The sequence below is a fragment of the Plebeiibacterium marinum genome, from assembly GCF_026013615.1.
Classification (GTDB): Bacteria; Bacteroidota; Bacteroidia; order Bacteroidales; family Marinilabiliaceae; genus Saccharicrinis; species Saccharicrinis marinus_A.
Map to the genome: position 1 here is coordinate 1 of NZ_JAPDPI010000008.1, position 23395 is coordinate 23395.

General features: G+C 37.9%; 21 protein-coding genes. 6 read left to right on the plus strand and 15 right to left on the minus strand.

The genetic code is table 11. The features are described from left to right. Positions 1–82: 82 nt before the first annotated feature. The 3 genes from recJ to lipA all read right to left on the minus strand — a co-directional run bounded on the left by recJ (position 83) and on the right by lipA (position 3585). Entirely contained in the window at positions 83–1810 is a 1728-nt protein-coding gene (gene recJ, locus OM074_RS05550) for a single-stranded-DNA-specific exonuclease RecJ (protein WP_301198322.1), read from the minus strand. Between the two features lie 157 nt (positions 1811–1967). Beyond that, positions 1968–2669, minus strand: a complete 702-nt coding sequence (lipB, locus tag OM074_RS05555) for a lipoyl(octanoyl) transferase LipB (protein WP_301198323.1) — start codon at positions 2667–2669, stop codon at positions 1968–1970. Positions 2670–2700: 31 nt separating this feature from the next. Continuing rightward, the gene (gene lipA / locus OM074_RS05560) at positions 2701–3585 is read right to left on the minus strand and encodes a lipoyl synthase (protein WP_301198324.1); all 885 of its coding nucleotides are present in this window, start codon (positions 3583–3585) and stop codon (positions 2701–2703) included. A gap of 378 nt (positions 3586–3963) precedes the next feature. Between lipA and lysS the strand changes: the two genes are divergently transcribed. The 3 genes from lysS to OM074_RS05575 are packed head-to-tail and all read left to right on the plus strand — an operon-like array spanning position 3964 to position 8103. Then, the gene (gene lysS, locus OM074_RS05565; RefSeq protein ID WP_301198325.1) at positions 3964–5691 is read left to right on the plus strand and encodes a lysine--tRNA ligase; all 1728 of its coding nucleotides are present in this window, start codon (positions 3964–3966) and stop codon (positions 5689–5691) included. 46 nt (positions 5692–5737) lie between these two features. Beyond that, a complete protein-coding gene (locus OM074_RS05570; protein WP_301198326.1) occupies positions 5738–6733 on the plus strand; it encodes an NAD(P)H-dependent glycerol-3-phosphate dehydrogenase in 996 nt (331 codons plus the stop codon). Between the two features lie 32 nt (positions 6734–6765). Further along, the gene (locus OM074_RS05575) at positions 6766–8103 is read left to right on the plus strand and encodes a glucose-6-phosphate isomerase (protein ID WP_301198327.1); all 1338 of its coding nucleotides are present in this window, start codon (positions 6766–6768) and stop codon (positions 8101–8103) included. Between the two features lie 130 nt (positions 8104–8233). Here the strand turns inward: OM074_RS05575 and OM074_RS05580 are convergent, their stop codons facing one another. The 6 genes from OM074_RS05580 to OM074_RS05605 form a co-directional block, all read right to left on the minus strand. Continuing rightward, positions 8234–10186 (minus strand): tetratricopeptide repeat-containing sensor histidine kinase, encoded by a 1953-nt coding sequence (locus tag OM074_RS05580; RefSeq protein ID WP_301198329.1) that lies wholly within the window; start codon positions 10184–10186, stop codon positions 8234–8236. Between the two features lie 237 nt (positions 10187–10423). Then, positions 10424–11443 (minus strand): phenylalanine--tRNA ligase subunit alpha, encoded by a 1020-nt coding sequence (gene pheS / locus OM074_RS05585; protein WP_301198330.1) that lies wholly within the window; start codon positions 11441–11443, stop codon positions 10424–10426. A 48-nt stretch (positions 11444–11491) separates the two neighbouring features. Next, positions 11492–12793, minus strand: a complete 1302-nt coding sequence (locus OM074_RS05590; protein WP_301198331.1) for a peptidylprolyl isomerase — start codon at positions 12791–12793, stop codon at positions 11492–11494. A 12-nt stretch (positions 12794–12805) separates the two neighbouring features. Next, a complete protein-coding gene (locus tag OM074_RS05595) occupies positions 12806–13600 on the minus strand; it encodes a peptidylprolyl isomerase (protein WP_301198332.1) in 795 nt (264 codons plus the stop codon). A 7-nt stretch (positions 13601–13607) separates the two neighbouring features. After that, positions 13608–14477, minus strand: coding sequence for a peptidylprolyl isomerase (locus OM074_RS05600; protein ID WP_301198333.1), 870 nt, complete (start codon positions 14475–14477; stop codon positions 13608–13610). A gap of 4 nt (positions 14478–14481) precedes the next feature. Continuing rightward, positions 14482–14811, minus strand: a complete 330-nt coding sequence (locus OM074_RS05605; protein WP_301198334.1) for a hypothetical protein — start codon at positions 14809–14811, stop codon at positions 14482–14484. Between the two features lie 229 nt (positions 14812–15040). On the opposite strand from OM074_RS05605, the gene OM074_RS05610 reads away from it, so the two are divergent. After that, on the plus strand, positions 15041–15652 hold the full coding sequence (locus OM074_RS05610; RefSeq protein ID WP_301198335.1) for a hypothetical protein: 612 nt from the start codon (positions 15041–15043) through the stop codon (positions 15650–15652). A 36-nt stretch (positions 15653–15688) separates the two neighbouring features. On the opposite strand, the gene OM074_RS05615 is transcribed toward OM074_RS05610, so the two are convergent. Beyond that, complete coding sequence (locus OM074_RS05615) at positions 15689–16291, minus strand: HD domain-containing protein (RefSeq protein WP_301198336.1); 603 nt, start codon at positions 16289–16291, stop codon at positions 15689–15691. A gap of 10 nt (positions 16292–16301) precedes the next feature. Next, positions 16302–16898 carry a class I SAM-dependent methyltransferase gene (locus OM074_RS05620; protein WP_301198337.1) on the minus strand — a complete coding sequence of 199 codons (597 nt, stop codon included), beginning with the start codon at positions 16896–16898 and terminating at the stop codon, positions 16302–16304. Positions 16899–17413: 515 nt separating this feature from the next. Between OM074_RS05620 and OM074_RS05625 the strand changes: the two genes are divergently transcribed. Beyond that, complete coding sequence (locus tag OM074_RS05625) at positions 17414–17773, plus strand: hypothetical protein (RefSeq protein ID WP_301198338.1); 360 nt, start codon at positions 17414–17416, stop codon at positions 17771–17773. A gap of 21 nt (positions 17774–17794) precedes the next feature. After that, entirely contained in the window at positions 17795–18502 is a 708-nt protein-coding gene (locus tag OM074_RS05630; protein ID WP_301198339.1) for a tetratricopeptide repeat protein, read from the plus strand. 2 nt (positions 18503–18504) lie between these two features. On the opposite strand, the gene OM074_RS05635 is transcribed toward OM074_RS05630, so the two are convergent. The 4 genes from OM074_RS05635 to dnaG all read right to left on the minus strand — a co-directional run bounded on the left by OM074_RS05635 (position 18505) and on the right by dnaG (position 23387). Next, positions 18505–19521: a hypothetical protein gene (locus OM074_RS05635; protein WP_301198340.1), complete on the minus strand. Its 1017-nt coding sequence runs from the start codon at positions 19519–19521 to the stop codon at positions 18505–18507. A 3-nt stretch (positions 19522–19524) separates the two neighbouring features. Next, positions 19525–20763, minus strand: coding sequence for a nucleoside recognition domain-containing protein (locus tag OM074_RS05640; RefSeq protein ID WP_301198341.1), 1239 nt, complete (start codon positions 20761–20763; stop codon positions 19525–19527). Positions 20764–20829: 66 nt separating this feature from the next. Beyond that, positions 20830–21333: a pyridoxamine 5'-phosphate oxidase family protein gene (locus OM074_RS05645; RefSeq protein ID WP_301198342.1), complete on the minus strand. Its 504-nt coding sequence runs from the start codon at positions 21331–21333 to the stop codon at positions 20830–20832. Positions 21334–21434: 101 nt separating this feature from the next. Further along, positions 21435–23387, minus strand: a complete 1953-nt coding sequence (dnaG, locus tag OM074_RS05650) for a DNA primase (RefSeq protein WP_301198343.1) — start codon at positions 23385–23387, stop codon at positions 21435–21437. Between the last annotated feature and the right edge of the window lie 8 nt (positions 23388–23395).

A 23395-nucleotide genomic window follows, 5' to 3' on the forward strand; every position in this document is an offset into this window, starting at 1 on the left:
CTCTTTATATTTTATGTCCATAACTTCAAATGACTGAAGATCATTCTGAAACCGGAAATTGTAATTTTTTGAACCTTATTCCTCAATTCCCTTCTGCATAAGGAAACTTCATGTCCTTTAGCATCATTTGGATGGTCGACCTCCCGTTATATACATTTTCTTCAATGGTATAGCAAACATCAAAAGGGTTTCCTGTCTGTAAGTTGTCAAGATCAGGACCCATGGAAAAACCGATACCTTGTTTTATGGAGCCCGATTTCTCTTCAATAAGTTCCACTTTTAAATGGTCCTGGTCTTTTCCAACCTTTTTGCTTGTTCCGTAATCAAACACCCTTTTGGTAACAAAAACAGGTTTTAGATTGCCTGGTCCAAAGGGACGGAACTGTTTCAGTATCCTGAAAAACTTTTCATTGATATCCCTGAGTCCAATCTCTTCATCCACATCAATCTGTGGTATCAATTGGTCAGGGGTGATATTCTTTTCCACAAAAGCTTCAAACCTTCGCTGAAACTCAGGAATGTTCTCGATCTTTAAGGTAAGGCCTGCAGCATACATATGCCCCCCGAAATTTTCAAGCAAATCGCTACAGTGATCAATGGCCTTATATAAGTCAAACCCCTCAACAGAACGTGCAGAACCGGTAGCAAGGCCTTTTGACTCTGTGAGTATCACGGTAGGACGGTAATAGTACTCGGTTAATCGGGATGCCACAATACCAATTACTCCCTTATGCCATTCGGGTTCAAAAAGCACCGTTGTCTTTTTGTTCTTTAGCTTCTCGTTGGATGAAATCAGATCAAGGGCTTGTTGGGTGATATCCCTGTCGAACCCCTTACGGGTATCGTTACACTTATCTATATCAATACTCATGCTTCCGGCCATCTCTTCATTCTCTGCAATTAACAGGTCAACTGCATCGCCTCCCGAATCAATCCTCCCTGCTGCATTAATGCGTGGTCCAATCTTAAACACAATATCACTAATGCCTATTTCGCGCCCCTGCATCCCGGATACTTTAATAATATGCTTTAAGCCGATGCAGGGATTGGTGTTCAGTTTTTGGAGGCCATAATAAGCCAGTACCCTGTTTTCTCCTACAATTGGTACAATATCGGATGCAATACTTACGGCTACAAGGTCGAGATATTCATATACCTTATGGTAATCTAATTTATGCCTTTTGCAATAAGCCTGGATGAATTTAAAACCGACACCACAGCCCGATAAATTTTCATCGGGATAGTTACAGTCTTTTCTTTTGGGATCAAGACATGCTGCCGCAGCCGGCAATACATCTCCTGGAGTATGGTGGTCGCAAATAATAAAATCGATGCCTTTTTCTTTGGCATATTCAATTTTCTCTACTGCTTTAATACCGCAATCCAGTGCAATAACCAGTGAACAGTTTTCCTCAGCAAAGTGGTCAATCCCTTTATATGATATACCGTATCCTTCTTCATACCGGTTGGGGATGTAAAACTGGATGTTGTCGAAAAAAGGCCTCAGAAAAGAAAATACAAGAGCTACCGAGGTTGTTCCATCAACATCATAGTCACCGTATACAAAAACCTTTTCTTTGTTTTCAACAGCTGTATCAAGCCGGTCAATGGCCTTGTCCATATCCTTCATTAAAAAAGGATCATGCAAATGCTCAAAATCAGGACGGAAAAATGCCTTAGCCTCATCAAATGTCTCCACACCTCTTTGTACCAACAAATTAGATAAAAACCTATCGATATTCAAAACGTTCGATAGGTGCTCTATCTTTTCATCGTCGCCACTTTCTTTTATATTCCAAGTTTTCTCCATGTGTATAATGAGCCCAAATTTAATTTTGAAAGGATAAATTTTCCTAAAAAAAATGGAATTTCAAAACCCAATATCCTTTAATAGTTAAAAACAATAAGAAAATATGGCTTTCTATTTTATAAATGAAAGTCAATATCAGCTGTTTAGCTTCAAATTCTTAAAGTATATTTAATTTAAATACTTTTTGCAGGTGGCCTTTTAAATTGGTTTTTACTGCCTCAAAATCTTGTTCTACCCCTAATTCTTTTTGTAATGAAGTAACCCCTTTATCAACAAATCCACATGGATTGATATGGTTAAAGTATGAAAGATCGGTATTTACGTTCAATGCAAAACCATGCATACTCACATAGCGACTTGCTTTAACCCCTATAGCACAGATTTTTCTTGCTTTTCCAGGTACTTCTTTGTCAATCCAAACACCGGTAGCTCCATCCAGTCGCTCACCTTTGATACCATAATCTGCAATACAATTAATAATTGCTTCTTCTAACTGATGTATGTAACTTTTTACTGTCAGTCCCATCTCCTCCAGATCAAATATTGGGTATCCCACAATCTGACCCGGACCATGATAAGTGATGTCGCCACCCCGGTTACTTTTATAATAGGTGGCATTAATCTGTTTTAGAAAGGCATCATTTATCAACAAATTATTTACCGCACCACTTTTTCCTAGGGTGTAAACATGAGGGTGTTCACAGAATAACAAATAGTGCTTTATTTCTTTAGGGGCATCAGGATGTTCCCGGTTAAACAGTTTTGCATTGACAATTAGATTAAACTTGTTTTCCTGATAATCCCATGCCTTTTTGTATTCTATTGTATTTAGATCTTCAAATATTGTATCTGTATTCATAAAAAGCTTACTGGTAGTTTAAACTATATTATTATTTCAATGCATTAATATGCTTTTCGGCATGATAGGAGGAACGTACCATAGGACCGCTCTCCACGAACTTCAAGCCGATCTCAAGGCTTAATTGCTCATACCTGGCAAACTGTTCTGGTGTAACATACTCCGAAACTTCCATATGTTCTTTTGAAGGTTGAAGATATTGCCCAATGGTAAACACTTTCACTCCGGCATTAAATGCATCCTGCATTGTTTCAATTACTTCCTCTTCCGTTTCGCCCAGCCCAACCATGATGCCTGTTTTGGCTACCACTCCGTTTTGGGCAATGTATTTTAAAACTTCAAGGCTCAAATCATATTTGGCACGAGTCCGAACCAAGGGAGTAATTCGTCTTACTGTTTCTAAATTATGTGAAACCACTTCAGGCCCTGCATCGATTACTTTTTTAATTAAATGGTGCAGGCCATTAAAATCCGGAATCAGTACTTCCTGTGTGGTTTCAGGATTCATTTCCTTAACCTTTAAAATGGTTTGCTGCCATATGTCTGCACCACCATCTTCCAGGTCATCCCTGTCAACCGAAGTAATTACAGCGTGTTTCAGCTTCATGATCTGTATCGACCTGGCAATCCGGAAAGGTTCTTTCACATCTACAGCCAATGGTTTACCTGTTTTTACATTACAAAATTTGCATGCCCGTGTACAAATGTCTCCTAAAATCATAAATGTTGCAGTACCGGCTCCCCAGCATTCTGCAGCATTTGGACATTTCCCGCTGGTACAAATGGTATGCAGTTTATTGTCTCTGATTACCTGGTTCATCCATTTGTAATCAGAAGTGTTGGGCAGTTGTATCTTTAGCCAGTCCGGCTTCCTTGCTTTTATTTTCATCTTTATATTTTTTCTTTTTTTTGCCACATTGCCTGCCCCGCTGAATTGAGGGGGAACTCGCCGAAAAAAACAATCATTCTCATGTGTGAGAACTTTTGCATATGGGTCGTTTCATAGTAATTAAACTCTTCTTTTCAGAATACAATGATAGCAATTTTACGCCCCTTACGCTATGAATTATATTAGCTTTTGGACTATTACAACACAAGAAACAATAAAAAATAAGTTAAAGTTCACAAACCTCAGCGTTTTAGCACTTTTTAATTAAAGGTTAATCATTATCTTTGCATCGATTTTTCTTTATGTTTTTTAAGGAAAAACAATTGCTATCTCCTTGATAATGTGTTTTTGGCACATTGTAGATATTAGGAGGATATTTTAAATATTCATATTGAAAATATAAGAATGAGTACCGTTGAATTAAGCGAACAGGAATTAATAAGACGTAATAGTCTTGAAGAATTAAACAAATTAGGAATTAATGCATTCCCTGCTGATGAGTACGAAATCACCCACTACTCGGAGGATATCAAGAAATTATTTGAAGAGGACGAAGAAAATGAAGGGTTAAAACAGATATCTATTGCCGGTCGTATTATGAGCCGCCGAATCATGGGTAATGCATCTTTTGCTGAGCTTAAGGATCAACAAGGGCGAATTCAGGTATATTTCAGGAGAGACGATATTTGCGAAGGCGATGACAAAACCATGTACAATACCGTATTTAAAAAACTATTGGACATTGGTGATATCATAGGAGTTAAAGGTTATGTTTTTAAAACACAAATGGGAGAAATTTCTGTTTATGTAAAAGAATTTAAGGTTCTTACAAAATCTTTAAAACCACTTCCTATAGTTAAGGAAAAAGATGGAAAACAATATGATGCTTTTACCGATCCGGAACAAAGGTACCGTCAGCGTTATGTTGATTTAATTGTAAACGACCAGGTAAAAGATACTTTCCTAAAAAGAACAAAAATTATCAACACCATGCGTAACTTCTTTAATGAGAAGGGTTACCTTGAGGTTGAAACCCCAATTTTACAATCAATTCCGGGAGGTGCAGCGGCGCGTCCTTTTATTACACATCATAATGCCTTAAATATTCCCTTGTACCTGCGTATTGCAAACGAGCTTTATTTAAAAAGGCTTATTGTTGGTGGATTTGACGGGGTATATGAGTTTGCAAAAGATTTCCGTAACGAAGGTATGGACCGCACCCACAATCCTGAGTTTACCGTAATGGAGATTTATGTGGCCTATAAGGACTACAAATGGATGATGAACTTTACGGAGGAGATGATTGAAAAAGTTGCTTTGGCGCTTCATGGAACAACAAAAGTACAGGTAGGAGACAAAGAAATCGATTTCAAACGCCCTTTCAAACGCATTTCAATGATTGACTCCATCAAAGAGTTTACAGGAGTTGATATTTCCGGGATGAACGAGAAACAATTGTTCGAGGTATGTGAAGATCTTGGTGTTGAAACAGATCCATCCATGGGTAAAGGAAAATTGATTGACGAAATATTTGGCGAAAAATGTGAAGGAAATTACATTCAGCCTACTTTCATCACCGATTACCCGGTAGAAATGTCGCCGCTATGTAAAAAGCACCGTGAAAATCCTGAGTTGACAGAACGTTTTGAGTTGATGGTAAATGGTAAAGAGCTTGCTAATGCATACTCTGAGCTTAACGACCCTATTGACCAGTTGGGGCGTTTTCAGGATCAGCTTAAACTATCAGAAAAAGGAGATGACGAAGCCATGTTTATTGATATGGATTTTGTTCGTTCTCTTGAGTACGGAATGCCTCCTACATCAGGTATGGGTATTGGTGTTGACCGTTTGGCCATGTTGATGACCAACCAACAATCGATTCAGGAAGTATTGTTCTTCCCGCAAATGAAGCCTGAGAAAAAGGCCGAAAACGATGGAGAAGAAAAATATATGGAATTAGGGATTCCTAAGGAGTGGGTTGAAGTAATCCAGAAACTAGGCTATAAAAAAGTTGACCAGCTAAAAGAGGTTAAGCCAACAAAACTGCATCAGGAGATGTGTGGCTATAACAAAAAGAACAAGTTGGGATACAAAAACCCGGCTCAGGATGAAGTAAAAGAGTGGTTAGCATAACCATGCAGGTAGAACTCATTTAATTAAGAGGACAATCACTAACTATATGGACGAATCGTCAAGAGTAGGAATAATTGGAAGTGGTAGCTGGGCAACAGCTATTGCCAAAATGCTCATGAACAATGTTCTGGAGCTGAATTGGTATTTCCGAAATCCTAAACACATAAAAAAGTTTAGAAAACACGGCCACAATCCCAATTATTTGACAAGTATAGATTTTGATACAGATAAAATTCACTTTTACTCTGATATCAATCAAATAATTGAAGAAAGTGACGTGCTTATCATCGCGATTCCTTCTGCATTTTTAAAAAATGCATTTAGTGAGCTATCTGTTTCGCTGGAAGATAAATTTGTGGTATCAGCTGTAAAAGGACTGATACCAGACGAAAATATGATTATAGGGACATTTTTAAACAAAGTTTACAATGTCCCTCTTGATAATATTGGTGTGATCTCCGGCCCTTGTCATGCAGAGGAGGTCGCTCTCGAAAGACTGTCGTACTTAACCATTGCATGTCAGGATGTAAAAAAGGCCAGGGCTTTTGCCTCATTTATTCAATGTGGTTATATAAAAACCAGTGTATCGGATGATATTTACGGCACTGAATTTTCTGCCGTTCTGAAAAATATCATGGCCATAGCATCGGGTATTTGTCATGGCATGGGCTATGGCGATAACTTTCAGGCCGTATTAATGTCGAACGGTATTCAGGAAATCAAAAGGTTTGTTGATACCGTACATCCCATAACCCGTGATATCAAAAGCTCGGCATATCTGGGCGACCTTTTGGTAACCGGATACTCACAGTTTAGCCGGAACAGGACCTTTGGAACCATGATTGGCAAAGGCTACTCGGTTAAATATGCTCAAATGGAAATGCTGATGATTGCCGAAGGGTATTACGCAGTAAAGAGTATCAAGGAGATCAACGAGAAATACAAGGTAAACATGCCAATAACAGATGCTGTTTACAATATTATTTACGAAAAAATATCTCCTAGTATTGAAATCAGGTTACTAACAGAACATTTGCGATAATTCACAATCCTTATTCATAAAATTCTATTACGATGGAAAACTTAAAAATTGATATCTCAAAAACTTTAAGCTTCGTTTCTGAAGAAAAAGTGGCGGGATACAAAAACGAGATTGCATCACACATTAAAGCTTTGCAAGAAAAAACAGGCAAAGGAAATGACTTTTTAGGTTGGGTTAACCTTCCTTCAAGCATTGATGATGCCCAACTTGCAGACATTGAAGCAACAGCTGCAAACTTAAAGGCTAAAGCTGATGTGGTAGTTGTAATCGGTATCGGCGGAAGCTATTTAGGTGCCAGGGCAGTGATTGATGCCTTATCAAACAGCTTTGACCACCTGATGACTGACAGAAAAAATCCTGTAGTTGTTTATGCAGGTCAAAATATTGGCGAAGATTATACTGCTGAATTGCTTGATCTATTGAAAGATAAGTCATTTGCACTTGTGGTAATTTCAAAATCAGGTACTACCACTGAGCCAGCCATTGCTTTCCGTTTGTTGAAAGAAATGTTAGAAAGCAAATATTCTAAAGAGGAATCTAAAGAGCGCATTGTTGCCATTACCGATGCAAAAAAAGGTGCCTTACGTACTTTAGCGGATCAGGAAGGTTACAAAACTTATGTTATTCCTGATGATGTAGGGGGGCGTTTTTCGGTATTGACTCCTGTAGGGTTACTACCTATCGCTGTTGCTGGTGTTGATATCCGCGCATTAGTTAAAGGTGCCCAGGATATGGAAAAAATTACAACAGAAGAAGCAGAAAACAGTGCTGCCGCTACTTATGCGGCTGTTCGTAACGAACTTTACAATAGCGGTAAGGGTACTGAAATTTTAGTAAACTACCAACCAAAGCTTCACTTTGTTGCTGAGTGGTGGAAGCAACTTTATGGAGAGAGCGAAGGAAAAGAGAATAAAGGTATTTTCCCTGCTGCTTGTGATTTTTCAACAGATCTTCACTCAATGGGGCAATGGATTCAGGAAGGTGTTCGTAACATCTTCGAAACAATTCTTACTATTTCAACTCCTAACAGAAAAGTTGAAATCCCAACTGACTCGGCTAATCTCGACGGATTAAATTTCTTAGCGGGTAAAAGAGTGGACGAAGTGAATAAAATGGCTGAATTAGGTACTTTATTGGCCCACGTTGATGGTGGTGTACCAAATATTAAAGTGGAAATTCCTGAGTTAAATGCATACTATTTAGGGCAGCTATTATATTTCTTCGAAATTGCATGTGGTATCAGTGGTTATATCCTTGGAGTTAACCCATTCGACCAGCCAGGAGTTGAGGCTTACAAGAAAAATATGTTTGCCTTGTTAGAAAAGCCTGGTTTTGAAGCTGAAACTGCTGCTATTAAAGCAAAACTATAATATAGATAATAGATGAGGTAATAGTCATTAGACTTTTGTTTCTTAAATAATATTTAGCCCGATGATTGATTTCATTGGGCTTTTTTATGACTGGAATCAAGCAATCTTTATCAATGAATAATAACGAGTATCAATTTAAAATAGGAACGTTAATGCTTACACTGGTTCCTTTGTTTAATTCACTTTGAATATGGAGACCTGCCTTTTTGCTATGGGCTTTTTTCAATAGCCTTATCCGTTCCTTGAAAATGCTCATGGCCATTGATTTATGTTCTTTTGTATGACTTGAGGCACCTTCGAACCCTATACCATTATCACAGATCCTTACCAGCAGCACATCATCCTGATCTTCAAAAATTACTTCAAGTTTTCCTCCGCTTTTAATGTTTCTAAGTCCATGTTTTATGGCATTTTCAACAAAAGGCTGAATTAACATGGGAGGGACATTGATAAACTCTGCATCAACTTCCTCATCACAATTCAGGCAATAATCAAAACTATGCTGTAAACGCATTTGCTCCAGCTTAATATAGTTGTCAAGAGCGTCAATTTCCTGGCTTAAGGTTACAGTTTCTGCTGCCGAATGATCAAGAATTGACCTGGTGAGTGAAGCAAAGTTATTAAGGTAAGAGGCCGCCTCTTTAGCGCTGTTTTTAAACATGTAGTTCTGTATGCTTCCCAAAGCATTAAATAAAAAATGTGGGTTCATCTGCGATCTCAATAACTGTTGACGAAGCGTTTCTTTTTGGTGGGCATTCTTTTTCTTGTTTCTGTAATAGAGCAACGAACCTATTACAAATAGTGAAAACAACAATACAGAAAGGGCAACAAACAGATATATCCGCTGGTTCTTTAATCGGTTCTCAGATTGCAATAATTTTATTTGCTGTTCTTTTTCTTTGGTTTCAAACCCTATTTCAAGCGCATGAATTGAGTTGCTGTTTTTTTCATTTAATATTTTTTCCTGATAGATATAATTTTGTTGCTGTGCCTGGTAAGCCTTTTTCCAGTCGTTATTCATTTTATATACTTCGGCATAAGTGTCATAAATATTTACCAGGTTTATTAATGAATTAATGCTTTCTGCCTGCTCTTTTGCAAGTTTCAGAAAATTTAAAGCCTGAAAATAATTGCCTTGCAAGCCGGCTATTTTAGCCAGGTTGCAATTACATAAGCTCTGATAACGCTTGCTGTTGTCATTGATGTGATATTCAATGGCTTCCTTAAATTTGCCTTTGGCTCTTTCATAGTCTTTTAATGCCATGTAAGCCTGGCCAATTAAATGTTCAGCCACGCCCATACCTTTGCTCGAATTCAACTCCAGTAACCAATTGCGCGATATCTGAAAATACCGCATAGCAGAATCCGGACGGTTGGTCAATAGGAAGATTTCACCAACACTGCCATAGTTATAGGCCAGCGTTCTTTTATCGTTTCTTTGGCGTGCTATATCCGATGACTTCTGAAAATAGGTCATGGCCCGATCATATTCTTTCTGAACAACCAGAGTTGCCCCTATGGTGTTCATGGTAAAGGAAGACGATCTTAAATTGCCAACAGCATTTGAAACATCCAGCGCTTTATGGAAATAATCTATGGCCAGCGAGTTGTTGTCTTGCATACGGAAAACCTGACCAAGGTTATTGTAATTGTAAAACATCTGGTTGCTGTCGTTTAATTCCCTGGCCAATTCCAACGAACGTAAATGAAATTCATAAGCTTTGTCGTATTTCTCACCGTAACGATATTGCAGCCCAATAAAATCACTGGCCTTCATCTCTCCCCATAGATATCCTATTTTATGGGAATAGGTGGCATATTCTTTAAGTACCGGAATATAATGGTCCCCAAGCATCTGTCTTTTCTTTCTGATTTGAGATAAAAAGCTGCATAGAGTATCCTTATTGGTATAACTGTTTATTGCTGCAATAATACTGTCTGCTAACAGCAACTGAATTTTGGCAGTGTTTCGTGTACTATCGGCATCGCAGGGATTTGTTTTTGCATATAATATACTGTTCATAGAAAAAGTGAGCAGTAACAAGGATAGCAAAACTGCAGGAAGATGTTTTATTTTTGGCATAAGTCAGATCGTGAAATTAGGAGCCATAAATGTGTTCCTCAAATAATTAAAGCCAAAAGTAATAAAATATTGTAGAATGAGTGAGGGATATAATTGGTCGTATTTTATATTAAGATTATCCAGTGCAATTATGTGCCATTGCAGGGTTTTCTGTAAGCTCGATTTATGGAGTACAAATAAAAAAAAGAAAGCCGGTCTCTAAGTAGAAACCGGCTTCATATCTCATTAAGTTCTTTTCTATATCGTAGACTTAAACTGTTCCAGGAATCTGACATCATTCTCAAAGAATAGTCTGATATCTTTGATTTGATATTTTAGCATGGTAATCCTTTCAATACCCATACCAAAGGCAAAACCTGTGTACTTTTCGCTGTCAATATTTGAATACTCCAAAACATGCGGGTCAACCATACCACATCCCAATATTTCAACCCAACCAGTGTATTTACAAACATTACAACCTTTTCCCCCACAAAGCGAACAAGAAATATCCATCTCTGCTGATGGTTCAGTAAATGGGAAATAAGAAGGGCGCAAACGGATTTGTGTTTTTTCTCCAAACATTTCCTTTGCAAAATATAATAAGGTTTGCTTCAAGTCGGCAAATGAAACATTTTCATCAATGTACAAGCCTTCAACCTGGTGGAAAATACAGTGAGCGCGTGCAGAAATAGCCTCATTCCGGAAAACACGACCCGGGAAGATCGATCGGATTGGCGGCTCATTTTTTTCCATTACACGTACTTGTACCGAAGAGGTGTGTGTGCGTAACAATACATCCGGATCCTTTTCAATAAAAAAAGTATCCTGCATGTCGCGCGCAGGGTGCTCTTCCGGGAAATTCAAGGCCGTAAATACATGGAAATCATCCTCTATCTCCGGGCCTTCTGCTACATTAAAACCTAAACGGGCAAATATATCTACAATCTCGTTACGAACAATGGATAACGGGTGACGGCTCCCCAGTTTCATAATGGTACCGGGCAGGGTTAAATCCACACCGCTTTCCTTTGATTGCGTATTGGTGAATTGTTCTTTTAAATTATTGATAAACTCCTGTGCTTCCTGTTTTAACACATTAATAACTTGTCCAACCTCACGTTTTTGCTCATTTGGAATAGTTTTAAAATCATTAAACAGTTCAGAGATGATACCTTTTTTACTCAGGTATTTGATTCTTAAATGTTCAGCTTCTTCGGCAGTTGAAGCAGTAAGTTGATTGATTTCTTCTCTTAAAGCCTTTATCTTATCAAGCATTGTTGATCTTTTTATCGTTTATTTTGAATCTGCAAATTTAATAAAAGATTATTTTAAAATCTCAATTTTCAACACCCGAATATCTTCAACCGGCCTGTCAACAGCATAAGTTTTTACTGAGGCAATCCTGTCAACTACATCCAGGCCTTTGGTTACTTCACCAAAAACCACGTATTCACCATCAAGGTGGGGTGCGCCACCAACCGTTGTATACACCTTTCGTTGTTGAGGCGAAAACCTTATACCCCTTTCTTTTTCTATATCATTCAGCTCTTCGTTGTTAAAAACCCGACCGGAAACAATATAAAACTGTGACCCGTCTGTTAAATCTTTAGGGTTCCTGGTTTCGGGCAATTTAGACATGGCAATTGCCCCGCGCTTATGGAATTTACCCTTGGCAATTTTAGTTTTTAGCATATACCCAGGTCCCTGCCATCCCACTACATCATCTTTTTTGGCATATTTGCTATCCGCAGCTCCCGTCTGAATTAAGAAATCCTTTAGTACCCGATGCACTAAAAGGCTGTCATAAAACTGGTCGCTCACCAACTTTATAAAATTATCTCTAAAAACAGGGGTTTCGTTATACAGCATTAGCTCTATGTTTCCCATTGTAGTAACCATCCTGAAACCTTTGATGGTTGTGTACGAGGGGTATACTTTATTGGTTTTTGTTCTCAACTCATATACCGATAGAGGTTGTTTTGTTTGCTCAAGCATTACTTCTCTTATCTCGGAAGCTGGTAGTAGCCTCGACACGCTGGTGCCTGACTCCTTATGGGTTTGCACTATCCCAACCAAATGGTGCATAAAGGTAAAAGCAGGTTGGCCAGATACACTGTTTCGACTCAGCTGGTAGCAGGTGAGCGAATCAGATTCTGTTTTTTTGCCAACGGCAAACTTTGGTGCAAAAATCTTTTTTGATTTCCTGAATAGTCCTGCAATAGAATCAGGTATGTCCGATATAGCCGAATTCAGGTCCAGATAGTTCAGGTTTTCAGTCCACGTTTTCAAAACAACCAGATTTTTATCTAAACTATAAGCCGTATATCCTGCCACTTCACTGAAATCATCAGTACCCACCGGAGCTACTTTTACTTTAAAGCTGCCTTTAATCAAATCGAGGTTGGTAACCAATGTTTTAGAGGATACATAAAATCCATATCCTTTTTTTAGAATACGTGAGTAGTGATCATAGGTCTCAATGGATACGATCCCTTTAACATTCCTTTGGTAGGAGCCCTTAGGACGAGAATATTCTTCTTTTGAAATATTTGATTTACCGGAATCCTGTTTGCATGAACCCATAGCAAGGCTCAGTACCATAAATATCACTAGAACAACACGCATAATGTTAAAATTTTAAAGTACCCGAACCACCAATTTCACATCAGTGTAAGGACGGTTATTTTTATCTGTTTTTAAGGCTGCAATTTTATTGAGCACGGCCAGTCCACTAACCACTTCGCCAAAAACAGTATAATCACCATCCAGTTCTGGCAATCCGCCTTTTGTAGTATAAACTTCCCGTTGTTTCTCTGTAAACTCTATTTTATCAGAAACAGCATATTCTACATTAATCTTTTCCTTGATCTCTCTCAGTCTCCGGTTAAATTCTTTAGGATTTTCACTTTTCAATTTCTTTAGTTCATCCTGATGGGGAAGATAATATTCCTTCTTCAACGCAATTTTTATTGGATTATTGGTTGCTTTCTCAATCAGATCCAACTCCCCGGTAGTATATACCTTACCCTGAACAATATAAAACTGACTAATATCCGACATTTTAAAATGGTTGATATTTTCGGGTTGGCGGGGGGCGCAGATTGCCCCTTTTTTATGGAACCTGTTTTCAGTAAACTCTGAATCAATCACCAGTTTAGAACTCCCGTAGCCAATATGTTTTCCTGCAGGTGCATTTTTTGAATCAGAAGACCCTCCCTGGATCACAAAGTTTTTGATTACCCTATAAAACAAGGTGCCATCATAATGACCTTCATTGGCAAGCTGGATAAAGCTATCGCGATGTTTTGGGGTGTCATCATAAAGCATAATTTTTATATCACCCATGTTGGTAGAAATAACCACATGCCTGCTTTGCGATGCAATTGAACTTGCGAATATCAGAATGGTAAACAGAAAAAATAATCTTTGCATAAACGAGCTATTCCTTAATAAGTTTTATTTCCATCCTGATATCTTTTAAAGGTCGGTCGCGGGAATCGGTTTCTTGTGCAGCTATGGCATCCACAACCTCCAGGCCATACTTTTTTCCAAATAAAGAACGGATTTTTTCCAACAGGCTTTTTTCTGTTATCACCTCACCAAAAACAGTATAATTAGTATCTAAATGAGGGGTTCCGCCAATGGTTTTATATACTTCTTTAATATCGTCAGGATAGGAGAATTCGGGCTGCTCTCCGTAAACTTCATTGACCTTTGCCATAATTCTCTGTTGCATCTGCGAAATCTTTTCCTGTTCCCCCTTTTCCTGAAGCGTATTCAACGAATCCTCATATTGAACAATCAACTCATTAAACACAGCTTTTCTTCTGCCTTCGCGGATACGGTTTTCTACTTTAACAATATCCTCATCGTTAAAAACCTTACCTTGTACAATATAAAACTGTGAACCGGATGACCGTTTCTCCGGGTTTACCTGGTCGCCCATGCGAGCTGCTGCCAGTGCCCCTTTTTTATGGTAATATTGCGGGAAATCAAACTCGGCCGGAATGGTATACTCCGGGCCACCCTCGCCCAGGGCAACTCCTGCTTCAGCATTTTTAGAATCCGGGTCTCCCCCCTGTATCATAAATTCATTGATAACCCTGTGAAAAAGTGTACTATCCAGGTATCCCTCTTTTGCCATTTTCACAAAGTTATCACGATGCAGGGGTGTTTCATCATATAATCTGATTTTAATATCTCCCAGTCCGGTCTTTATTTTAACTACCGTTCCGCTGGTTTTAGGAGAGCAAGATCCCAAAACTAGTATTAATGCCAAAGCTAATGGCAAAGCTATTTTTCTGTACATGAGTTTATATGTTTTCGTCTAAGTAATTTATCATTTCCTGTTTAAGTACTTTTTCTCTTTCTGAGGGGAGCATATCTTCCAGTGTTTTTACCACTTCAAATCTGGGCCATCCCTCCTCATCTTTACCTGCCTCGGTATAAAAACCTGCTTTTTCAAACATTTTGCAACGGGCCAGGTTAATCAAATCCATCTTTTCTTCTTTGGAGTATTTTTTATATCCCAAACCCCTTTCCTGAATTCCAATTAAAAACAGCACAAAGTCAAAATCTGCCAGCACCTTAAATTTCTTACTAACTCTTAGTAAAAGTTCTTCCCAATTCTCCGAACTACTCATTACACCTATTTTATAAAAATCTCAAATTTAATACTCTAAAACGACGCTGTGAAATTTAATTTTCCAATTTTTAGAAATAAAACAGCAATTATGTGATTATATAAACCGTAAATCTTTCATCATTTTATTCATATTGTTTATAAAAAAACAGACTATGAATGACAAAAAAACGAACATTATTGTATAACTATGCACTTAATTATCTAATTCAAAACAAATTTATCTAATTATGAAAAACATTGTTATTTGCCTTACCTTGTTACTTTTAACTTGTGGAGCTGTTCAAGCTCAAAAGATTGTAATCAAATCAGGATCACTGGATCCGATAAAATCAGAAAAGTTTTTTAATATCACATACGATTACAACGATGTATCCGTAGGAAAGTTTGAAAACGAAGAAGACTACATCAATAAAAAAGTGTCTGAATACAATACTAAAGAACCAGGTAGAGGTGACAGATGGAAAGAAGCATGGATTGGCGACAGGAAAGCCCGCTATCAGGTAAGCTTTGAAGAGTTGCTTAATAAAACATTAGAATCCAATGAAATATATGTTGGGGAAGAGAACACAGACTCAAAATATACTATGGTTTTAAAAACCACTTTTATTGAACCGGGGTTTAACATTTACATTACTAAAAAACCAGCCATGATTCATGTAATATTTAAAGTGGTTGAAACAGCAAACCCATCTAATGTTATTTGTGAAATTATCTCTAAAAACAACCCTGGCAGAACCTTTGGCGACAGTGATTTAGATACTGGAATTCGTATCAAGGAAGCCTATGCAAAATGTGGTAAAGAATTAGGAAAATTCATGATAAAGAAAATTTATAAATAAAAATACAACAGAGAATAACCTGCAGTTGAAAGCAGGTTATTCTTTTAAATATCCTTTTGCAACCGCATCATTAACCAGTTCCATAATCCGGTCCCACAAAAACACAGATCCTTCAATCATCGGTTTATTCCGGTTTTCAACCATTTGGGCAGTTACGCCATGTTTTTGCCATTGTTTGCCTTTGGTTTTATAGTTATGTAGCATTGGCATAAACTTATCAATTGCCCCGGCAAATTTTGCCTCTGGGGTTTCGCCTTTCTCAAACTCAAGCCAAAGCTCTTTAAGTTCCATACCCATTTCATCAGGCAATAAACCATATATTCGCGCGGCACTTATTTTCTCCCTTTCAAACTTATCTGCGTTTCCTTTGCTATCATAAGCAAAAGTATCACCGGCATCAATTTCAACTACATCATGAATCAGCGCCATCTTTATGGTTTTCAACAGGTCAAGATCCCTGAAGTTTGAAAACTCCTGGAACACAATAATAGCCATAGCCATATGCCACGAATGCTCTGCATCGTTTTCCTGTTTAGACTGGTCCAGCAATAGTGTTTGACGGATGATCTTTTTTACCTTATCGAGTTCTGTGATAAAGTCGAGTTGCTTTTTAAAGCGCTCCAGTTTTTCTGTTTTCATGGTGTAATTCTTACATTTTAACCGCTTCAAATTCTATTATAGAGGCCTGGCCTGAGTGCCCTGGTCCTTCATCAAGTTCATCAAGCAGTGTTTTGCATTTTATTAATTTCAAATCCCTGAAATCGTTTTTCAAAAGCTCTTCAGAGTAAAGCATCTCTATTTGTCTTGGTCCGCCACTGTTATATTGCAGCTGTTCCTGAGAAAATCCAACAATGAAAATTCTGCCTCCTGGCTTCAGTAATGAAATTAAGTGTTGATGTATTTTTTTTCGTAATTCTTCCGGCAAATGAAAAAATACAAGTGCTATAAAGTCGAAACTCCCGGGTTTGTAATCAAATGTTAATATATCGGCTACAGCATAATCAATTGCTACACCTTTATTGCGGGCTAACAAATTAGCCTTTTTACAGGCCTCTTTACTTTGATCGATGGCCTTTACAGTCCAGCCTTTTTTTGCCGCATAAACCGCATTTCTACCCTCTCCTTCGCCAGGAAAAAGGACCAATCCCGGAGTGCTCCTGTCAATAAAATCCTTTAGTCTTACCTCTGGGCTAGTGCCATACACATACTCCTCTGACGAAAACCTTTCATTCCAGAATTCCTTCATATAATAAGTATTAATGTTATACTACAGCAACAGGATTTCGCTGTCAATGTTTGCAGATTTCATAAAAAAGAAAAAGACCTGTGGGCAACAAGTCTTTTTTCTTTTGGATTTTTTTTATCTGATTTAAGGGAAAAGGGTTTTATTTTCCGAGTGCTAATATAGACTATATTTTTGATTTTTTAACATGTTTTTAATAATTATTTTCATTTTTAGCTTCATTTTCCTTTCTATACCTAATTACGATAGTTTGTTAGTTTTTAGTCATTGGTCATTAGTTTATTTGCAAATAGCCTAGAATTCAATATCCTATATAAAATTCTTTATTGATATTCAAATTCTAAAGATTAAACACTTACAAAGACTTAACGAATTAATGTAATTATGGAGTGGTGATAAACCTGAGCCCATTAAGTGAAGCATAGTTTAAAGACTTTTTTGGTACAAAAAAAATAATCCTGCCATTAAACCTTTTACTATTTTTACTATCAAAAGAGTAGAAGAAAAAAATAGAGTATATGAAAACCTGGATTTTTATAATATTTATATTGGCATTTGTTTCTGTAAGCATACCTGCTCAGAACTCAAATGCACAAAACAAGGAAGAGAAACCTCCCCGAATTGAAATCAGGGCTAACAGCAGGACTCAAATTGCGGTAGTTAGAGACAATTACCACAGAAGGCGTGATTTGAGGTTTCTTCATATGAATAAAAAGATGCGATTTACCAAGCGCCAGATGAAAGCGTATTATATATCGCAAGCAAGAAAGAACCGCGATGGTGTGAACATGCAAAAGAAAGCCATACAACAAAAGGCCATACAAAGAAAGCAGCTGCAGCGTCAAAGGCAGCAAATGAAACAAAGAAGAATACGTTAGACCCTAATTATGCTTAATAAGATGAAATCAAAATTTATCCTTGTAGGGTTGTGTGTTTCGATACTATCATATGCCCAAACAAATATTGAACAATTGATAAAACAAGGCAACAAGGCACTCGACAATGGAGATTGCCAGTCTGCTATCAAAAGCTTTTCCTCTGCCATTAACATAGATAAAGAAAACCCGGAGCTATATTTTTATTTAGCCAACAGTTATTTTGATGCTGAGGATTATTCCAATGCCATAAACAATTATGATGCATGCATACAAATTGATAAAGGATATAAAGATGCCTACTACAATATGGCCAATGCCAATTATGAACTTGGCGACCTGAAAAAGGCAATCTCTATTTTTAATCAATTAACAGAGATTGACCCTACGTATTTTGATGCCTACTTTGACAAAGGGAATGCGCTTTATGAATTAGGAGAGTACAAAAGTGCTATTGCTGAATTTAACAAGGGGCTACAGATTAATCCGCATTATGAATTTGCATTTTACGATAGGGGGAACGCCTGGTTTCAACTAGGGAACTATGTTGAGGCCATAGCTGATTATACCACTGCTATTGAATTGAACAGCAAAATAGCCGATTTCTATTTTAACAGGGGTGTTGCGCACTTTAACATTGAAAACAGGGATTCCGGATGTGCGGATTTAAACAAAGCAGCAGAATTGGGTGATGAAAATGTGGATATGTATTTAATAGAGTTTTGCAATTGATTTTACCAGGGCAACAAGTAGGTAAGGCCTACATTTGAAAATGCAGTCCATGAATCCTCAGTATAAGATGGCTGGTTAAGCGGTTTATAAACAGAGAATCCCAAATTAATTAACATATTGCCCCATTGGTAAAAAACGGGTAACGAAAAGCCTATGCTACTAATTGCAAATGAGCTTTGTTCTTTAAATAAGTCGGAAATTACCAGGTCAAGGGGCAACTCCTTCACCTTTGTATAATAATAGGGGCGGTTTGTCAGGATTCTTTTAACAATCCTTTGTTCGGGCGATTGGGGGTTTTCCATATAAGATAACAACTCTTCTATAGTTAGTTCCGGATTGGATTGGGAGTAACTGTACAAAAAATAGTAGTTTTTATATGCATCCTCATTGTAATAATTAATACTACTTGCATACAGGGAAACAGTGGGTTGTAAGGTTAAAGTGTTGTCTTTTTTTAAAACGTTATTAATATTTATTTCTACTCCTGTTTCTAATGATACAAACATGTCGTTAGCCTTGCCACTAAAGTAGCCAAGGTCTAATCCGGATAACCACCATCCCACTTGAGTTGTCATCCCTAAATGATAAAGATCTTTATAATTTGACTTTAAGGAATAGGAGTTTTTACTGTAAAAATAATGATGATAACTTGCTGATGCCATTAACCATTCAGTAAAAACTATATCATAACCTAAAGAAAGCCCATATTCCTGAGTCGCTTTTTCATTGCTCTCATCCGAATTGGCAATGTTAGAAAATACAAACGAAGCATTAAAACCGGATTTGTGATAATAGCTTGAATATACAGTTGATACAGGCTGGGTTGCATATATGCTGGTATTGCCGTTTAAACTATTGTTGGTACAATAATCAGCACCAACCATCAGGGAAGAAAAATTTGCATCCAAAGTGTTTTGGGTAAAAACAGACTGAGCAAAAAATAGCAGAACGAACAGACAAACTGTTTTTGCCCTCGTTTTATAAAATTGTATTGCACTATGATACTTAGCTGAATTCATCTGTTAACCAAAAAACATATATCCAATAATAATGGAGGCAACTATCCCTGCAAAATCGGCTATCAATCCGCAACTAATAGCATGACGGGTTTTCTTAATACCCACCGAGCCAAAATACACAGCAATGATATAAAATGTGGTATCCGTTGCACCCTGCACGGTTGAAGCCAGTTTAGCAGCAAAAGAATCCACCCCAAAATCTGGGTTGCTAAACAGTTCCAGCATCATACCTCTTGCCCCACTTCCGCTCAAGGGTTTCATTAATGCTGTAGGCAAAGCATCAACAAACCTGGTGTCAATATTTATAAACAAACAAAACTCCTTAATGCCATCAATAATAAAATCCATAGCTCCGGAAGTCCTGAACAAACCAATGGCAACCAATATGGCTACCAAATAGGGGATGATTTTAACGGCTATCTGAAAGCCTTCCTTTGCCCCTTCGATAAAGGCTTCGTATACGTTAACCCGTTTTCGGATAGCCGCAAGCAGAAACAAAATAATTATAGAAAAGAGAATTACATTGGATCCTACCAGGGATAATGTTTTTATTTGCTCCTTAGGCAAAGTAGATAACCAATAAATTAATCCGCAAATAACTGCGGTCAGCCCACCCAGATAACCCATAATTACTTTGTCGAATAATTTTATTTTCTGCACAAAGGCAACTGATAGTATGCCAGCCAGAGTTGAAAAGAATGTAGCCAACAATATGGGTATAAAAATATCGGCAGGGTTTGCCGCACCTTCGAGCGAACGGTATACCATTATACTCACAGGGATGATAGTAAGTCCTGATGTGTTTAATACCAGGAACATGATTTGTGCATTGCTGGCAGTTTCCTTTGAGTCATTTTCTTGCTGTAATTGACTCATGGCCTTAAGTCCCATAGGGGTGGCGGCATTGTCCAAACCCAGCATATTGGCCGAAAGGTTCATCATTATAGTTCCAAAAACCGGGTGGTTTTTAGGTAATGAAGGGAACAAACGGTTGAATAATGGACTAATGATACGGGAAAGCACCCTGACCACACCCCCTTGTTCTCCAATTTTCATAAATCCCAGCCAAAGAGAAAGCACCCCGGTTAGCCAGAGGGAAATTTCAAAACCGGTTTTTGCATTCGAAAAAGTGGAGTTCATCAATTCGGGGAATATATCCATATCCCCGAAAAATATTAACCGGATGAGGGCTACTACAAAGGCAATTAAAAAAAAAGCAATCCAGATATAATTCAGAACCATGTTTTACAATTATCAATTAACAACTAGCAATTAACAATTATCAGTTAACTGTTATGCTTACTTTTATTAAAAAGTCCTTTTTACCGAATCATCGCCTTTATACTTTTCATGTGGGGCACCAAACTCCTTACACGAAACCTTATCAATAGCAATTTCCCATATTTTTACATTCCTGATGGCCGGGTTTGAGTATTTAAATTTCTTATCGCAATACTGTTCCATCAATATATTTAGAGCCTCTTCTTTCTTGCCAAAATTATCCTGAAATTTCACTTTACCCCATGCCACAACGCTTTTCGATTTCATCCGGTAGCTACAGGCTACTTCAGGGTGCTGAAAGGCCAGTTCATGATCGGTGCTGAAAGTGACACAAACATTATTGTTCTTCTTTAAAATATCGATAATCCTACCCTCAGGAGCTGAGTGTATGTATATCACGTTATCTTTATACCCAAAGTTCATTGGCAATACATAGGGAACATCACCATCAACAACACCAACAAAACACACATCACACTTTCTAATAATGGCTTCTATTCTTTCCTGATCTAAATGTTCTACAGTCTTCATGTTATAAATATATTGTTTTTTATAGATTTTCAGATACCTGATAACCTGTCTGTTGTATGATCAGACAGGAGGGTATGAGATTTACTCAATACATTAGTATTCTATACTATTGCCCTGTTGCCCAGCTCTTTTGCCAGTAAGGACTTTACTTTATTTAGTAATGCTATTTTTTGCATCAGCTCTGTCTGCCCTTCAATATCATCGCTCTTTATATCTTTCATCTTCTTCAGGCAGGTTTCCAAAAGCTTTTGTGTTTTTTTCAACTTTAGTTCATATACATTTTTGGGTACTACCACACCTAAAACATGCTCTTCTTCAACATTTACAGCACCCCGCTTTTGGTGGATTTTGCTCAGCACTTTTTCCTGACTCAAAAAATCAGAAGCTAGTTGGCTCACCTCTTTCTCCAAATGCCTGACAAAGAAATCTGCTGCCACAAATCCTTGATTATTACAATTATCCTCATAGAGTTTAAGGATTTTATTGTACATGGGATTTACGCTTTCCAGGTCATCTGCCTTTAATTGGGAAATAATAAAATCACCCACCCGTATGTTTTCCTCATTTGGAAACTCTTCCTCATTGAGCAACATACGTTCGCCATACATGATAACATACCGGACAATTTCACGCTCTTCCAACTCGTACGGATTTTGCGTTGACAAAGCAGCATTTGCTAATTCAGGATATAGTGCTTCAGGTGGTGGCTCATTGGCCTGCATCTGGTTTTTATATCCTTCTTCACGCTTTTTTCGTGTCAGCTTCCCAATCTCATCATACAATACCTGTTCGCGAACCTGAAGAAGGGAACTACATTCCTTTATATATTCACCCCTGATAAAGGGTTCCGGTATTACAGATATAGATCTTACAATATCTTGTACCAACTGGGCTCGTTTTACCGGGTCGTTTTGGGCATCCTTTAATAGGATTCCTGTTTTAAACTTAATAAAATCCCCTTCGTTCTCATCAATATATTTTTGCAGCTGTTCTGTATTGCGGTTTTTTGAGAAGGAATCCGGGTCTTCACCTTCGGGTAAAAGAAGAACCTTAACATTCATGCCTTGTTCCAGCACGAGGTCAATCCCCCGTAACGAGGCTTTAATACCTGCCGGGTCGCCATCATAAATAATGGTTATATTCGGTGTAAAGCGGGCAATCAGGCGTATCTGGTCAACCGTTAAGGCTGTACCAGATGAGGCTACCACATTGATGATGCCGGCCTGGTGAAAAGAGATAACATCAGTATATCCCTCCACCAGAAAACACCTGTCCTTTCTGGTTATTTCCTGCTTGGCCTGGTAAATACCATATAAAATTTTGCTTTTGTGGTAAATCTCCGATTCCGGGGAGTTCAGGTATTTAGCGGTTTTAGCATCCGTTTTTAAAACCCTGCCTCCAAAAGCGGTTGGCTTACCTGAGATACTATGAATGGGGAAAATTACCCTGCCCCTGAATCGGTCAGCTTTATAATTGTCCCTTACTATTGTTAATCCTGTTTTTTCCAGGAACTCCAGTTTATAACTGTTTTTCAGCGCTTCATCCGTCAGTGCCGTCCTGTTTTCAGGAGAATACCCCAGTTCAAACTTGGCAATGATATCATCCCTGAAACCCCTGTCGCGCAAATAGGAAAGCCCCACAGAGCGTCCTTCATCGGATTTGTGCAACATATACGAAAAGTACTTTTGTGCAAAAGCCGACACGGCCATCATACTTTCCCTGTCGTTTTTTACTTGCTGCTGTGCCGGGCTAAGTTCCTTTTCTTCTATATGGATATGGAATTTCTTACCCAACTGTTTAATGGCATCAATAAACGATACCTGCTCAACATCCATTAAAAAGTTGACCGCATTTCCTCCTTTGCCACAACCGAAACATTTGTATATCCCTTTGTGAGGCGACACAATAAATGAAGGTGTTTTTTCATTATGAAAAGGGCAATTGCCAATATAATTGATCCCCCGTTTCTTTAAGGAAACAAATTCAGAAACCACATCAACAATTTGAGCCTGTGATGTTTCTACAATCCTATCTACCGTACTCTGATCTATCATTTATTTTA